This is a genomic window from Acidicapsa ligni, assembly GCF_025685655.1.
Lineage (GTDB): Bacteria > Acidobacteriota > Terriglobia > Terriglobales > Acidobacteriaceae > Acidicapsa > Acidicapsa ligni.
In genome coordinates, this window is record NZ_JAGSYG010000005.1 from 188,928 (window position 1) to 202,976 (window position 14,049).

The following is a 14,049-nucleotide window of genomic DNA, read 5'->3' on the forward strand; positions in this document are numbered from 1 at the left end:
GAAATTTGAAAGCGAAATGCCTGATTGGACCTCAGGAGGGCTTCTGGGCCGGCAGGCGAAAACCGCAACTCGCAGACTCTAAAGCAGAAGGTTCGCTCCCGTAGGTAGTGGCCATTTCCTGTTCGTCACGACCTCCAGAGACGAGGGGGATGACCACTGAACCCCCGCCAGAACGTTGCGGCTTTACAAGAAGCAGATCATTGGAAGCACAGGTAAGATTCGAAGTCGACGAGAGGCTGAAAAAGCTGTAGTAGCGCTTCGTGGTTTGATCAATGTTGACGTTGGAAATCCTCAGACAATATGTGATCTCGATGCGCACTATAGAGTGCGTGAACTTACTCTAGAGAAAAAGGCTTTTGGGACAATCGACACTCATCGCCTTCTATTCAAGCGTTACATCGGGCCACGCTGGGGTCATCTTAGGCTTAGCGCCGTTCGAACCGTAGAAGTCGAGGAATGGTTATATTCTCTTCCATTGGCGCCAGCCTCAAAGGCGAAACTGAGAGGCCTTCTGTCTGTGCTCTACAACCATGCAATCCGCCATGAATGGTTTACCTTCAATCCAATCAGCCGAGTGAAAACATCACAAAAACGCCTCCGAGACAAAGACGTTCTCACTCCAGATGAATTTCAACAATTAGTACAACTACTCTCTGTGCGCGACCGGGCTATGGTTTTGCTTATTGGCAGCACCGGACTTCGCAGATCGGAGATGATCACTCTTACGTGGTCCGACATCAACGTCCGTACGATGGAGGTCAATGTTCTAAGGTCTTGTGTACGGAACCGGATTGGAAAGACGAAGACTGAGTCGTCTTGCCGGCCTGTCCCACTTCATCCTCTTGTACTCAACGCGCTGTTGGAATGGCGTGAGCAATCACCTTATCCGACCGAGTTGGACTTCCTTTTCCCTTCTGTTCAGCTTAAAGGAAGCAGGCCCCTCAGTCCTGACAGCATCCTCGAGAAGAGCATCCGACCTGCCCTTGCAAAGATCGGAGTCGTCGGAAAGCAGATTGGCTGGCACAGTTGCCGTCATTCTCTGGCGACGAATCTGAGGTTTCTTGGTGTGGACATCAAGGTTGCTCAGGAATTGATTCGGCATTCCAGTTGCCGCGCAACGCTTGATGTTTACACCCGCGCGGTTGACCAACAAAAGCGCGAAGCGAGCCTGAAAATCATTGAATTGATGCTGTCGCTGGAGATTAAGAAATTTCAGCACCCTCGACGCAGTTGAAGGCGGCCAGTTAATGCCGGTAAGTACCTAGTATTGAAGGGGTTGTTTGGTGGACCTGATCGGGATCGAACCGATGACCTCTTCCATGCCATGGAAGCGCGCTCCCAGCTGCGCCACAGGCCCACAAGTGCGGTGGGACAACTTTTCTATTCTCGCTGCTACGGAGCGATTCGTCAAACTTTGGTCGATTGGGCTTGAAAAAGACCAAAACCGGGAACATTTCAGTGGGGGTCCGGTGTCTAAAGAAGTAGATGCAGGCAGACTGCACGGAACGGGAATTTTTGACGGATCGGCACAGAGATGCCAAGTGACCGTCTGTTGAGATAATGTGGAGGGCACGGACTTGCAGGCGGACATCACCTTGGGAAATCTCGCCAGTGCGTTAACACTCCACACGGAGGAAGCAGCTCTGATCGCCGAATTACAGGCGGGGTCAGAGGAAGCCTTCTCGTGGCTCATCACCCGTTACCATCAACCCATCTACAGTTTGCTCGTTCGTACAGTTCGCGACCCCGCCGATGCTGCCGATCTCACTCAGGATGTCTTCGTCAAGATTTTCCGGGGAATAGGCAGCTTTCACGGCGAGTCGGCATTGCGCACCTGGATCTACCGGATCGCGCTGCATGAGGGGCTGAATCAGCGTCGCTGGTGGAGTCGGCATAAGCAGCAGGAAGTCACAATCGAAATGGAAACCATCGATTGCGAAGACGGCGAGCCGACCCGGTTGAAAGAAATGCTGGTTGATCCAGGCGAATCTCCGTATGAAATGGCCTCGCACTCCCAGGTAAAAGAGCGAGTGGAAGCTGCTCTGCGGCAGGTGCCCGAGCCATTCCGAACTACGCTGATCCTGAGAGATATTGAGGGTTTTGTCTACGAAGAAGTTGCGGCCATGCTTGGCGTCAACCTGGGTACCGTCAAGTCTCGCCTGGTACGAGGACGCGCCTGCCTGCGCCAACTGATGCTGGTCGATAACTCTCAACGTACGACTGCTGCCAGTGTTGCCCTGACACTGTACGAGGAGGAAGCGCGATGAGTCCCTATGCAACGCCTGGCTGCTCGCACGTAAGGGCAATGTTTGCGGATTATCTCGACGGCAGACTCACCGGCCTCGAAATGCAGATCATTTCCACCCATCTCAAAAGCTGCAGTGAGTGTGATGCCCGGTTCAGCGCGGAGCAGGGAATTGTGCATGCTCTTTCGTCATTGGGACCGGTCTCTGGCAAAGATAAAGAGCCAGGCAACATGCCGCTGCGAATTCGGGTAGCCATCTCCCAGGAGCGTGCCCGGCGCCACCGCAACACGTTGGCAAATACCATTGCGCGCTGGGATCTGGCGTGGCGGAATACTGTTGGACCTTTTCTGCTGCAACTCTCTGCAGGTTTCGCGAGTGCCGTTTTGTTGCTGGGAATGGTGACCGTGCTGGTGGGCATGTTTGCTCATCCGGAGCACGCGGCGGCGCAGGATGAACCCCTGGGCATGGCTACCGCTCCGCGCCTGCTGTACAGCTCCGGGCCATCTGCGGATGTAGATCAGATCGGCACAGTAAACGGCCCCGTCGTCGTTGAAGCCTATGTCAATGGCTCCGGCCGCGTATATGACTACCGCATTGTCACCGGTCCGAATGATCCACAGACCCGTTCGCAGGTGGAAGACATGTTGCTGTTCAGCGTTTTTGAGCCGGCCCGATTCTTTGGGCAGCCGGTACGCGGACTAGCCGTGCTCTCCTTTTCCGGAGTCTCGGTTCACGGCTAGATCGACAGCTTCTTTCCCGGAATTAGTTAACGGGAATCAGTTAACGGGCGATTGCCGCATACTCCAATTCCATTCCTCGCGGGAACGCTCAAGCAACCTGTCGCTATCTTCTGCCAGGATGTATCGCTCGCGAACTAACTCCGCCAGGGATGTTTTAAATCTGCCCCGGTACTCGTCATAACTCTTGTAGCGATCCTCAATCGGTTTGCGCGAATCCTGTTGCCTTGCCGCCTCGTTTGCATTCCGGGGTAACGGAAGAAACGATCCCAGAAAAGCTGTGCGCGCGCCAGGTGCTCCAGTGGCCGCTGAGCGCAGGTTCCATCCGGTATAGGTCGCCAACGGAGCGACAATCTCCGGCAGCCGGATGCCGCCAAGATCGTTGCCATCCGCATCTACCCGCGGCACCAGTGCAGCATAGGCAGCGACCACCCTGGGGGGCTGCTTGCTGAGAATCCCCTGCCGCCATGCCGGCCCGAAATCGAGATCCCATCCCTGGCTGTTGCTATCCGGAACACGGACGCCCGGAATCGCAGGAAAAGCCAGCTTTGCGATCGGCACCAGAGTCCCATCCGCAATCTTCGGATAACGGCTCTCTGGAGGCATCGTTCCCGACCTCACCCATGCATCCATATTGGCGATCATCGCCCGCCAGAACCACCGAATCGGCAGCGGCGTAGGCATCTGCTGTGCCGAGGGAGCTCCGTTTGGTTCCTTCGGAATCTGTGGCGGAAACGGCACCGAAAAGTGTTGCAACCCCGAGTAAAAGTAGATGCGCACATTCGGGCTTATTGCAACATCCGCTTTCCCGTCCGCCGTCGTATGAATCAGCGAAGCAGCCCGCCCCCAATACTCATACGAAGTGTGCGAAAAGAAAATCTTCGGCACGACATGTTCTGCAGTAGCAGCGTCCAGCAGGCCCAGCTTTGCTTGTGTTGGATGATCCGGATCGTTCTCCGGCAGATCGGTGAAAGGGAAGATATCCGTCGGCCAATCGATCGAAGACATCGGCTGCGCATCACGCGAAGGCTGGGCAAAGCGATAGTTGAAACTCCCACGCCCACCGCCACCGACATGCGCCAGCACCCCATCCAGAGCCATCTGGCCGGATTCGTCAGCGTTAAATCCCTCGTACAGAAAATCGCGCAGAAAGCGTCCGCACTGCGAAATCCCCTCCGCGTACACGTACTTTATCGGCTCGATAGCATCCGGCGAATGCTTCATCCACGCAACAAAATCTCGCACTGCCGCAAAGCCCAGCCCAGCCACCACCGGATCTTTCACGACATACACCAGTTCATAAATCTTTCCCGCCTGAAAGCCGCCATCGAAATGTACAAATCGGTCGCTCGCCTCAAGTCGTCCATTCTGTCCATTGACCGAATGCTGAAAGCTCCACTGCGTACGCGGAATGACCGTACGCGGCCCATGCGGAGTATCGCGAACGGTCAGCACATTGCTGTCGTCAGCGGGCCTGGCCACGGGATATTCAGTCCCTCCGAGTCGAGCACCCATGACATGCCCCAGCGGCCAATCCGTTGCTTTCTGCGTAGGAGTAAAGTCATCCCGCAGCAGTCCAAAAATAGACTTCCCACCCTTTTCGTAAGCTATCGGTGCGTGGAGCTGCAATCCGTCCGCTACATCCCACTGCCATCCGAGCGCAGCCACCGTATAGCCCTGCTTGAGCAGCCATCCATCGCCAAGCTCTTCATCATTGGCAGGGTTCGCTTTGCCTCCATCCACCAGCGAAAGAATGCCTTTGCCGCCGCGATTCGGTATCTCCAGCAGCATTGCACCGTTGCCTTTGCCTGCCGGTCGCAGTAAAAAGAGATCGGACGAAAATTCCACCTCGCCGCCGTCATTCCGCGGCGCTTTATCCAGATCGACAATGCCGCGATTCGGAGTGCTCGCCGGCAGTACCGCGAAGTGAACGCGGGCCACGATCTTCTCGTAAGCTCCTGCACCCACAGGACCGGAATTACCGTTCAGCATAGTCCGGGAAAGAATCTCTACACTGACCACGCGAGCCTGGGCAATCGAGGAGAGAAGTCCCAACAGTAAGCAGAGGAAGGTAAGCCTGCGCAGAGTCGTCATCGTGCCCGAAGTATACGGAACGCGTCGCAGGTTACAGTAGAAAAACATATGTTCACCCGTCGCCGCTTCTTTGCAACCTCTACAGTCGTAGCCTCGCTGCCCGTCCTTTTGCCGAGAGCCGCGCGGGCCGAAGTCTCAACTCTGCCGCCCGCACTGGCAGCGCTGAAGAGCCGCAAATCCGAAGCCCAGCCCATCTCGTCAGCAGAACGGGAACATCGCTTCGAGCGCGCGCAGCAGCTCATGCGCAAACAGCAGATCGATGCCATTGCGCTCATCGGCGGCACCTCTCTGGTCTACTTCACCGGCATTCGCTGGTGGAACAGTGAGCGTCTCTTCGTCTGCATCCTGCCGCAGAAAGGTGCGCCATTCTATGTCTGCCCCGCCTTTGAAGAAGAGCGTGCCCGCGAACAAATGCGCAAAACTCCGGCGGGAAAGGATTCCCACATCTACACCTGGCAGGAAGATGAAGACCCCTACGCCCTGATCGCGAAAGGCTTGCAAGATCTCGGCCTGTCATCCGGCAAATTAGGCATCGAAGAACGCGTAACCTTCGTCTTCTCCGACGGCATTCACAAAGCGCTTCCCGCCTTTGAAACCGTCAGCGCCACGCCCATTACCGCTGGATGCCGCGCCGTGAAAAGCGCCGCCGAACTCAAGCTGATGCAACTTGCCAACGACGTAACACTCTCGGTCTACGAAGCAGCCTGGAAGTCGATTCATCCCGGCGTCACCAACCGCCAGGTCAGCGAATGGATCGGCGCGGCCTACGACCTTGTTGGATTTCCCGGCGATGCAAGCTGCCAGGTGGACGAGTACTCCGCGCTGCCGCATGGCTCTATCGAGCCGCAGACCATCCGGGAAGGCAGTCTGGTGCTCATCGATGACGGCTGCGTCGTAGAAGGCTACGAATCGGACATCAGCCGCAGCTTCGTCATCGGCAAGCCGACATCCCGCATGAATCAGGTGTTTGAAATCGTTCATCGTGCGCAGGCCGCCGCGCTGGCAGCGGCAAAACCCGGCGTTCCATGTGGATCAGTAGACGCAGCCGCGCGCAAGGTCATCGACGATGCAGGGTTCGGACCCGGATACGCGCATTTCAGCCATCGTCTCGGTCACGGCATCGGTATGGATGGCCACGAGTGGCCCTACCTCGTAAAAGGCAACACGCAGTTGCTGGAGGCAGGCATGACCTTTTCCGACGAACCCGGAATTTACCTCCGCAACGAGTTCGGTATCCGCCTCGAAGACGATATGCAGATCACCGCCGACGGCGCGCAGCTATTCACCCCGCAAAGTTATTCGCTGGAAAAGCCGTTCGCGAGATGACCCGTTCGCCAGATGCTCCGTTCGCGAAGGGATAGCCGATTGGGCGTTGATTCCAAAGATGCTATCGCCTCAACTCTTTCCTCGATCCGGCAGGCTTACCTTTGTCGATCGCTCACCGTCTCATCTTCTGACCGCCAAACTCTACAATGCCGGTGAAATGCACTAGACTCCATGATGATGTCGTCGCGATTCTTTTTCCGTTTCTCTTCGTTCGCCGCCGCTCTCGTGCTGCTGGCGGTTGCCCCCGTATTACCCGCACAGGACTCCAGCTCTTCGTCGAGCAGCACATCCAAAGGGGGCAAGGGCGCGCCGGGTCAGGCCTACAGGGAAGAAAAAGCGCCCTCGCTGGTTGATCCAAATGGCCCCGCCATCTCGCTCATCAGCTCCGAGACGCTCTTCACCATGACTGCGGCCCTCAATGCCTGCGGGTACGATGAGGGACTTACCGAAAGCGACCCCATCCGGCAAAAAGTCCGCGATGAAATCAACCAGGCCCTCGCCGGCAGTGAAGATGCCCGTTCCAAGCGCGATAAGGTTTGCCTTTTCATCGCGCAGCACCGCATGACCGGCACAGTCAAAGACATCTCGCAGTACATCTCGCTGGCGCTCTATCTCAGCCCGCCACCGGCTCTCGAAACCTCCGCCGAGCTTCCCGATATGCCGCCGGATTCCACGCAGGTCGTCGAGATTCTCCCCCTGCTTCGCGATTTCGCAGCCGCAATCGACCTGCACGGAATCTGGGTCACCAGCCGCCGTGGGTACGACGAAACGGTTAACCGCCTGCATGACGCGCTCACGCAGATGATTCTTTCCACCAACATCTACCTCAAGATGCCTACCTCGACCTACGATGGCAGGCGCTTTCTGGTTGTAGTGGAACCGATGCTTTCTCCGCATACCGTCAACGCCCGCATCTACGGCCCGGACTTCGTCGTCGTCGTCTCACCGGTGAATGGCGCAATCCGTATGCAGGATGTTCGCCACACCTATCTGCACTACCTGATCGAACCACTGCTCTACCAGCGCGCAACAGCCATGGACCGCTTCCTGCCCATCCTCAAGGAAGTTCGCGAAGCTCCCCTCAACTACCAGATGAGGACGGATATCGACCAGCTCACCATCGAGTGCCTCATCAAAGCTATTGAGGCTCGCACGATGGATACCGGCATAGCCCCCTACGTGGTGCCGCCCGATGCCACGCGCGCCGACTTTGAACGCATTGAGCACGATCGCAGCGTTGTAGCCCAGAAAATGGAGCGCGTACGGGATGCCCAGGTTCGCCACGACATGGTGCAGGGCTATGTTCTGACCCAGTATTTCTACGAACAACTCATTCATTTTGAGAAAGATCCCGCCGGTATGAAAGACACCATCGGCGAGATCGTTTACAGCATGGACGTGGATCACGAGGTCCATCGTGCGCGGGATGTCAATTTTGACAAGACTGCCGACGACGACGTTCTGCAACGCACTGCGCCCCGCAAACTCACCGGGTTGGATCTCGCGGAAGCACGGCTCGACGCTGGCGATTTCGCCACCGCTTCAGCACTCGCCAGGCAATCGCTGGTAGTCGCCACCAAGGATCAAACCGTAGACACTGGCCGTGCAAACTTCATCCTGGCGCGTACCGCGATCATGACCGGTCATCCTGAAGACGCCATGACCGACTTCGAAAAAGCCGCATCGACAGCCAAGGAGACGCGCATCCTCGCCTGGTCCCACATTTATCTTGGCCGCATGCTCGATCTGGATTGCAAGCGCGACGAAGCCCTGGCTGAGTATAAAGAGGCTCTCGAGGTGCGTGACGGTCAGCAGGACACGCGTCTGGCAGCCGAACGCGGCGTCAAGGCAGCCTACGCCGTCCGGGGTCACACATGCGATGCAGATGATTCGGGAGACGCAGCAGGAGATGGTTCCGATAGCAAGGCGGCCCCGGCGGACGCTTCCTCAGGCAACGAAAAGCCAGTGGAAAAGCCCTTATCTCCGGCACCGAAGTAGCCTGTCCACCTGCTCGTGAAACACGGATGGGTCGATACTTCTCCGTTTTGCGTCTACCATAAGTAGAGCGCATGAAGGTAACCATCACCCAACCCGCGAATCTGGCCACGCTGGAAACAGCGCTGGGTCATGCCTTTGCGCGCCCCGATCTGCTCGTTCACGCCCTCACCCATCGTTCGCAGGCCTATGAACTGGCGATGGAGACTGCCGGTAACGCCGACGAAGGCGAACGCGCGGACAATGAGCGCCTGGAGTTTCTCGGCGATGCGGTACTCGGCATGGTGGTTGCGGAAGCGCTTTACGCCAACAACTCCAACTGGCAGGAGGGGCAGCTCACCCGTCTGCGCGCTCAACTCGTCAGTCGCCGCCACATGGCAGAGGTTGCCCAGGCTATTTCTCTCGGAGATCACCTCCGTCTCGGCAAAGGCGAAGAGCGCTCCGGTGGCCGTAAGAAGGCCGCAATCCTCGCCAACGCCATGGAAGCAGTCATCGCCGCCCTCTACCTCGACGCCGGACTGGAGTCGGTGCGGCAGTTCGCCCGGCGGCATATTCTCGGCGAGGCAGCAGAAGATCTCGCTCGCGAACTCAACTCCGGCGCAGCCCTCGGCGACCACAAATCGGCCCTGCAGGAGCACCTGCAAGCTACCCATCTCGGTGTGCCCGTCTACATGGTCGAGGGCGAAAGCGGTCCGGATCATCGCAAACGCTTCCAGGTTGAGCTACGTCTGCGATCCGCGGACGGGGAACTGGGCGACGCTCTGGCCAGTGGAATCGGCAGTACCAAGAAAAAAGCCGAGCAGGAGGCCGCCCGTCGCGCCCTGATCGAGATTGCCGCCCTGGCCGCGATTGAATCCGTTCAGCCCGCACGCGCTTCCGAAAAGGAGTTGGCCCAAAAATGAGCGCCACTCCAACGTTTTCCCCCAAAGCCGAAGAAGACGGGCCCATCCCCACAATTGTCCCTGTGCCCGCGGACAGTTCCAGCGCCACTCCAGCCGACCCACTCAATCTGGGCGAATTGAATCGGCAGAACGAAAACAAAAGCAGCGCCAGCTCCGTGCCGGGGCCACGCCAGCCGAACGAGCATGGCCCGTCCGAAGCGCTCTCCTCGTTCATTCGAACGATTGTCGTGGCCCTCTTCGTCGTCACGTTTCTCACCCAGCCAGTAGTCATTCCCTCCGAAAGCATGGAACACACCCTGCTTGTCGGCGATTTTTTGCTGATGAACCGCTCCGTGCTGGCCCCCATTGGAATCTGGCATCACATCCTGCCCTACGCCGACGTGCAGCGCGGCGAAGTCGTGACCTTTCACTCCCCCATCAATTCGAGGGAGTACCTGGTAAAGCGCGTGATAGGCATCCCCGGCGACCATCTCCACATCGCCAACGGGCAAGTCTTCGTCAACGGGCGGCTACTGGATGAGCCCTACGCCACCTTCGAGCCCGCTGCACCTAACGCCTACCTGGACCATTTCCCCACCCAGAACTACACCGATCCGCGCGTGGACCCAGGCTGGTGGAAGCAGCTTCAGCAGGACACCCAGCATGGGGAACTGGTTATCCCAGCCGGAAAATACTTCATGCTCGGTGACAATCGCAATCACAGCCTCGATTCGCGCTACTGGGGATTCGTCAACCGCAGCGAGATTGCCGCCAGTCCGTTGGTCATCTACTTCTCTCTCAACCGGCCCTCGCGCACCGATACTCTGCAGGCCTCGGATGATAGACTCGGACACGACAACGATGTTTCTGCACATCTGAAAGGCTTTGCTCGCTGGAAGCGCATCTTTCATGTAGTGCATTGAGAACTAGAACTATTGCCCCGGTTTCACCGTATTGAATTGCAGCCGCTTGTATGTTCCCAGGCAGGCGTTGAGGATTTCAGGCAGATGGCAAAGGCAGACAAACTGGTAATTGACACCCCAGCACCCGTTTCCACTACGGACGCACACGCCGATCAGGCTGCGACCGAGATTCAGGAAACGCCCTTTGAGGCTCTCGCCAGTATCTGCTCCGTCCTGGTGGTTGGCCTGTTCATCCTCACCTTCCTCGCGCAAAACTTCGTCATTCCCTCCGGTTCTATGGAGAAGACGCTGCTTGTCGGCGATCATCTCCTCGTCGATCGCATCACGATCGCCCCTGGCACAAGCTGGATGCCGCTGGTCCACTACCGCGAACCCAGGCGCGGCGATATTGTTGTTTTCCTTAAGCCCGGCAATCCGGATATGTTCCTGGTCAAGCGCCTCATCGGCCTTCCCGGTGACCACATTCACCTGCGCAACGGAGTCGTCATCCTCAATGGCGTAGCTCAAAATGAGCCTTACGCCGAACTCGGGCCACAGGACTTCTACTCGCCCTACATCGACGATTTCCCCTCCGTCTCGACCTCCCAGGCCGGGGACATCACCGCCGAGTGGGCCGTCGATCTCCCCAATCACATCCAGGGAAATGACATGGTCGTGCCCGCCGGCATGTACTTCATGATGGGCGATCACCGGCATGATAGCCTCGACTCCCGTTTCTGGGGATTTGTGCCCCGTCAGAACATCGTCGGCAGGCCGCTCTTCAACTACTGGTCCTTCGCAACGCCCAACGATCAGATCGACAAGACTAGTGGCGCCGATCGCATCGCCTGGATGGGCCACGTGGTAACTCACTTTTTCTCGGACACCCGCTGGAAGCGAACCCTCCACCCGGTTAAATAGGAATGGACGAAGCCAGCACAAGACCGGCTGCGATCCCGGCCGCATCTCCCCACACACAGGAGCAGTCCGCGTCCGCTCCGGACCAGCCGAATCCTCGCCGCCCCGGCCGTTGGCGTCGTCGGATACTCATTGCATCTCTTCTTGTCGTCGTGATCTCAGCCGCAATTGTTCTGCCGCCGATGGTGAACATCAGTCGCTATCAGCGCCAGATCACCGCGATCATGGCCAGCTCGCTTGGCCGCCCCGTTCACCTTTCCGGCGTTGAACTCCGTCTTCTCCCGCTACCCGGCTTCGTTCTGCATGATCTCTCCGTCAGCGAAGATCCGTCTTTCGGCAACGAGCCCATTCTCTCCGCGCACACCGTCGTAGCCACCGTGCGCATCCTTTCTCTGTGGAAAGGGAAGATCGAGATCAGCCGCATCACGGTGGATGAAGCCAGTTTGAACCTTGTCCGCTCTCCCCGGGGAACATGGAACCTGGAATCGCTGATGATGGGCGCCTCTCAACCCGGCTCCGCAGGCGCGTTCCGAGCTCCGTCCCCCTCCGACGTAAAGCGTCACCCATTCCCATATCTCGAAGCCACAAATTCTCGCATCAACCTCAAGAACGGTGCCGAGAAATCTCCCTTCTCCGTAATCGATGCCGATCTCTCCCTCTGGTTGGACGATCCCGGCGAGTGGCGCATTCGCCTGCGCGGTCAGCCCGTCCGCACAGACATTGAAATGAGCCTGGCCGATACCGGCGAAGTGCGGCTGGAAGGCAGCCTGCACTCGGCCGCCGAGTTGCGAGAAATGCCCCTCAAGCTCCAGATGGAGTGGCGCGACGGCCAACTCGGCCAACTCTCGCGGCTTCTCTCCGGTTCGGACGCGGGCTGGCGTGGCGCAGTAACCGCGGACATCAATGTGCAGGGAACCACGGAAGCCGCGCAAATTACAGCGCGTCTGCAAGCGACTTCGGTAGGCCGTGAAGAGTTCACCCCGGCAACCCCCATCGATCTCGACGCCAACTGCCATCTCCTTTACGAGCATTCGCAGAACGCCATCCACAAGCTGGGCTGCGACACGGCCATCGGCGACGGCCACCTGCGCCTCGCAGCCGACCTGCCCGGCAATACGCCCGGCAATGCGTCCGGTAGCAAGCCCGATGGCCAGCTTACGAATCAGCTAGACGCAGGAAGTCAACCCGAAGCCAGCCTCGAAGTAAAGCAGATCCCGTTACAGGCCGCGCTCGATCTGCTACGCACCGTCCGGCGTGGTTTTGCCCCAGAAATAGAAGCCGACGGCTTCCTGAACGGAGAGCTTACCTACAAACCGGTCTCCGAAACTCCAGCCGCAGCCACCCGAGCATCCCATACCATCTCAAGGCGAAAACAGGCTCGCCCCGCCACCCCCGCGCTAACAGCCCTGCAAGGCTCTCTCACTTTGGACGGTGCGCGTCTCCAGGGCGGAAAACTGAAAGAACCGCTCATCCTGCCCAAAATGACGCTGGTTCCTACAGGGATATCCGATCTCGGCGGCTCAAAGACAGCGATCAGTGGCGAAGTATCCGTTTCCCTGGCCGCCCACTCCGGCAAGGCTGGTGCCTCCGCAGACGCCATCAGGATTCGTCTCGGCGTAACCACCAGCGGATATGCAATCGCAATCGGCGGATCAGCCACGCCCACGCAACTGCGCGATCTTTCCTACGCCTTTGGCCTGCCCCATTCCGACGTAGTGGATGGCTTCGGAAGCGGCACCGCAGATCTGGATCTAGCCGTCAGCGGCCCGTGGATACCACTCAAACCGGTCTTCAATCCCGATTCCACTCTTGACTCCAATCACGAGTCTGCACCCGCAGCAAAGCAAACACTCGTCCCCGTACACACATCGCCCGCGCCAAACCCAATCGCTCCGGTCGCAGCAAACAATTCCGACCAGCTTTCAGGTTCCATCCTGCTGCACCATACCCAATGGCGAGCAGCCTATCTGGCGCGCCCGGTGGAACTACCGCAAGCAGCAATCGCACTTTCCCCCGGCAATATCGGGGTGACATCGGATTTCACCTACAGGGCGAATCTATCTGGCGCAAATTCAGCCGGAGCAAATCAAGCCGGAGCAAACCCAGCCTTATCGCTTCAAGGCTCTCTGGCCCTGCGTCTGCCCACGAACTGCACCACAGGCGACTGCAAACCTCAGCTTCAACTGCATTTTGGAGCGCTGGACGCGTTCACCATTCAAAAAGCCCTGCTCGGTACGCCCGCGGAAAAATCACTTCTTTCCCCGCTCATCGACCGCATGCATTCGGACCAGAAGTCGGCCTGGCCCTCCCTTTCCGTCAGTATTCAGGCGGACAGCCTCCTGCTCGGCGCGCTTGCCGTACATAAGCCCATCCTCCAGTTGCAGGTGAACGACGACGATATCGACGTCTCACATTGGGAGGCGGAAATCCTCGGCGGCTCCGGCAGCGGCACAGCCCATTTCCAGCTATCCGATAACAAGCCTCAATACACGCTCGAAGGCAACTTCGCCAGGGTGAACCCGGCAGCGCTCGGCGCATTCTTCGCCAACCACTGGGCAGGCGGAGCGATCGAAGGCAGCTCCAAACTCGAGTTCTCGGGACTCACCGACAAGGATATTTCCGCCTCCGCAAAGGGCACTGCACAGTTCCAGTGGAAGTCAGGCACACTCACCCCAGGGCCGGCAGCCCAGCCTCTGCACTTCGATGATTGGACCGGCGAGCTCAAGATCGCAGACGGCAAAGCGCAGCTTGAAAAGAACGAATTGCTGTCCGCCCATCGCAGCAGCACCGTGACAGGATCGTTCCCAATCACCGGCCCCGTCGTCGGTTCAATCACTGGCCCCGTCAAACTGACCGTGACCCCATCCTCAGCCCCCGCAAAGAAACACGCACGCTGAAGGCAATTAAGATTCCTGTCAGGATCCGCAGAAATCTCTCCCATTACAATCAA

Annotated in this window: 10 protein-coding genes and 1 tRNA gene; 9 read left to right on the forward strand and 2 right to left on the reverse strand. The window is 58.1% G+C overall.

Annotation, left to right across the window (positions count from 1 at the left end; translation table 11 throughout):
- Positions 1-175 precede the first annotated feature (175 nt).
- Positions 176-1,234 (forward strand): tyrosine-type recombinase/integrase, encoded by a 1,059-nt coding sequence (locus OHL19_RS17660; protein ID WP_263359116.1) that lies wholly within the window; start codon positions 176-178, stop codon positions 1,232-1,234.
- Positions 1,235-1,281: 47 nt separating this feature from the next.
- On the opposite strand, the gene OHL19_RS17665 is transcribed toward OHL19_RS17660, so the two are convergent.
- Positions 1,282-1,357, reverse strand: a tRNA-Ala gene (locus OHL19_RS17665).
- A gap of 205 nt (positions 1,358-1,562) precedes the next feature.
- Here OHL19_RS17665 and OHL19_RS17670 point away from each other — a divergent pair.
- Entirely contained in the window at positions 1,563-2,267 is a 705-nt protein-coding gene (locus OHL19_RS17670) for a sigma-70 family RNA polymerase sigma factor (RefSeq protein ID WP_263359117.1), read from the forward strand.
- Positions 2,264-2,986 (forward strand): anti-sigma factor, encoded by a 723-nt coding sequence (locus OHL19_RS17675; RefSeq protein WP_263359118.1) that lies wholly within the window; start codon positions 2,264-2,266, stop codon positions 2,984-2,986. Before OHL19_RS17670 ends, OHL19_RS17675 begins: the two co-directional genes overlap by 4 nt.
- A 36-nt stretch (positions 2,987-3,022) precedes the next feature.
- Here the strand turns inward: OHL19_RS17675 and OHL19_RS17680 are convergent, their stop codons facing one another.
- Positions 3,023-5,125: an alpha/beta hydrolase domain-containing protein gene (locus OHL19_RS17680; protein ID WP_263359119.1), complete on the reverse strand. Its 2,103-nt coding sequence runs from the start codon at positions 5,123-5,125 to the stop codon at positions 3,023-3,025.
- On the opposite strand from OHL19_RS17680, the gene OHL19_RS17685 reads away from it, so the two are divergent.
- The 6 genes from OHL19_RS17685 (at position 5,126) to OHL19_RS17710 (ending at position 13,996) form a co-directional block, all read left to right on the forward strand.
- Positions 5,126-6,403: a M24 family metallopeptidase gene (locus OHL19_RS17685; RefSeq protein ID WP_263359120.1), complete on the forward strand. Its 1,278-nt coding sequence runs from the start codon at positions 5,126-5,128 to the stop codon at positions 6,401-6,403.
- A gap of 171 nt (positions 6,404-6,574) precedes the next feature.
- The gene (locus tag OHL19_RS17690; RefSeq protein ID WP_263359121.1) at positions 6,575-8,401 is read left to right on the forward strand and encodes a hypothetical protein; all 1,827 of its coding nucleotides are present in this window, start codon (positions 6,575-6,577) and stop codon (positions 8,399-8,401) included.
- 71 nt (positions 8,402-8,472) lie between these two features.
- Positions 8,473-9,300, forward strand: coding sequence for a ribonuclease III (gene rnc, locus OHL19_RS17695; RefSeq protein ID WP_263359123.1), 828 nt, complete (start codon positions 8,473-8,475; stop codon positions 9,298-9,300).
- Positions 9,297-10,202 carry a signal peptidase I gene (lepB, locus tag OHL19_RS17700; RefSeq protein ID WP_263359124.1) on the forward strand — a complete coding sequence of 302 codons (906 nt, stop codon included), beginning with the start codon at positions 9,297-9,299 and terminating at the stop codon, positions 10,200-10,202. Before rnc ends, lepB (OHL19_RS17700) begins: the two co-directional genes overlap by 4 nt.
- 84 nt (positions 10,203-10,286) lie before the next feature.
- Positions 10,287-11,102, forward strand: a complete 816-nt coding sequence (gene lepB / locus OHL19_RS17705; protein WP_263359125.1) for a signal peptidase I — start codon at positions 10,287-10,289, stop codon at positions 11,100-11,102.
- A 2-nt stretch (positions 11,103-11,104) separates the two neighbouring features.
- Positions 11,105-13,996: an AsmA family protein gene (locus OHL19_RS17710; RefSeq protein WP_263359126.1), complete on the forward strand. Its 2,892-nt coding sequence runs from the start codon at positions 11,105-11,107 to the stop codon at positions 13,994-13,996.
- Positions 13,997-14,049: the final 53 nt, after the last annotated feature.

Coding starts and splice junctions, on each gene's coding strand:
- lepB (WP_263359124.1), top strand. CDS start 9,297: ATGAGCGCCACTCCAACGTTTTCCCCCAAAGCCGAAGAAGACGGGCCC.
- lepB (WP_263359125.1), top strand. CDS start 10,287: ATGGCAAAGGCAGACAAACTGGTAATTGACACCCCAGCACCCGTTTCC.
- OHL19_RS17680 (WP_263359119.1), bottom strand. CDS start 5,125: ATGTTTTTCTACTGTAACCTGCGACGCGTTCCGTATACTTCGGGCACG.
- OHL19_RS17710 (WP_263359126.1), top strand. CDS start 11,105: ATGGACGAAGCCAGCACAAGACCGGCTGCGATCCCGGCCGCATCTCCC.
- rnc (WP_263359123.1), top strand. CDS start 8,473: ATGAAGGTAACCATCACCCAACCCGCGAATCTGGCCACGCTGGAAACA.
- OHL19_RS17675 (WP_263359118.1), top strand. CDS start 2,264: ATGAGTCCCTATGCAACGCCTGGCTGCTCGCACGTAAGGGCAATGTTT.
- OHL19_RS17690 (WP_263359121.1), top strand. CDS start 6,575: ATGATGATGTCGTCGCGATTCTTTTTCCGTTTCTCTTCGTTCGCCGCC.
- OHL19_RS17685 (WP_263359120.1), top strand. CDS start 5,126: ATGTTCACCCGTCGCCGCTTCTTTGCAACCTCTACAGTCGTAGCCTCG.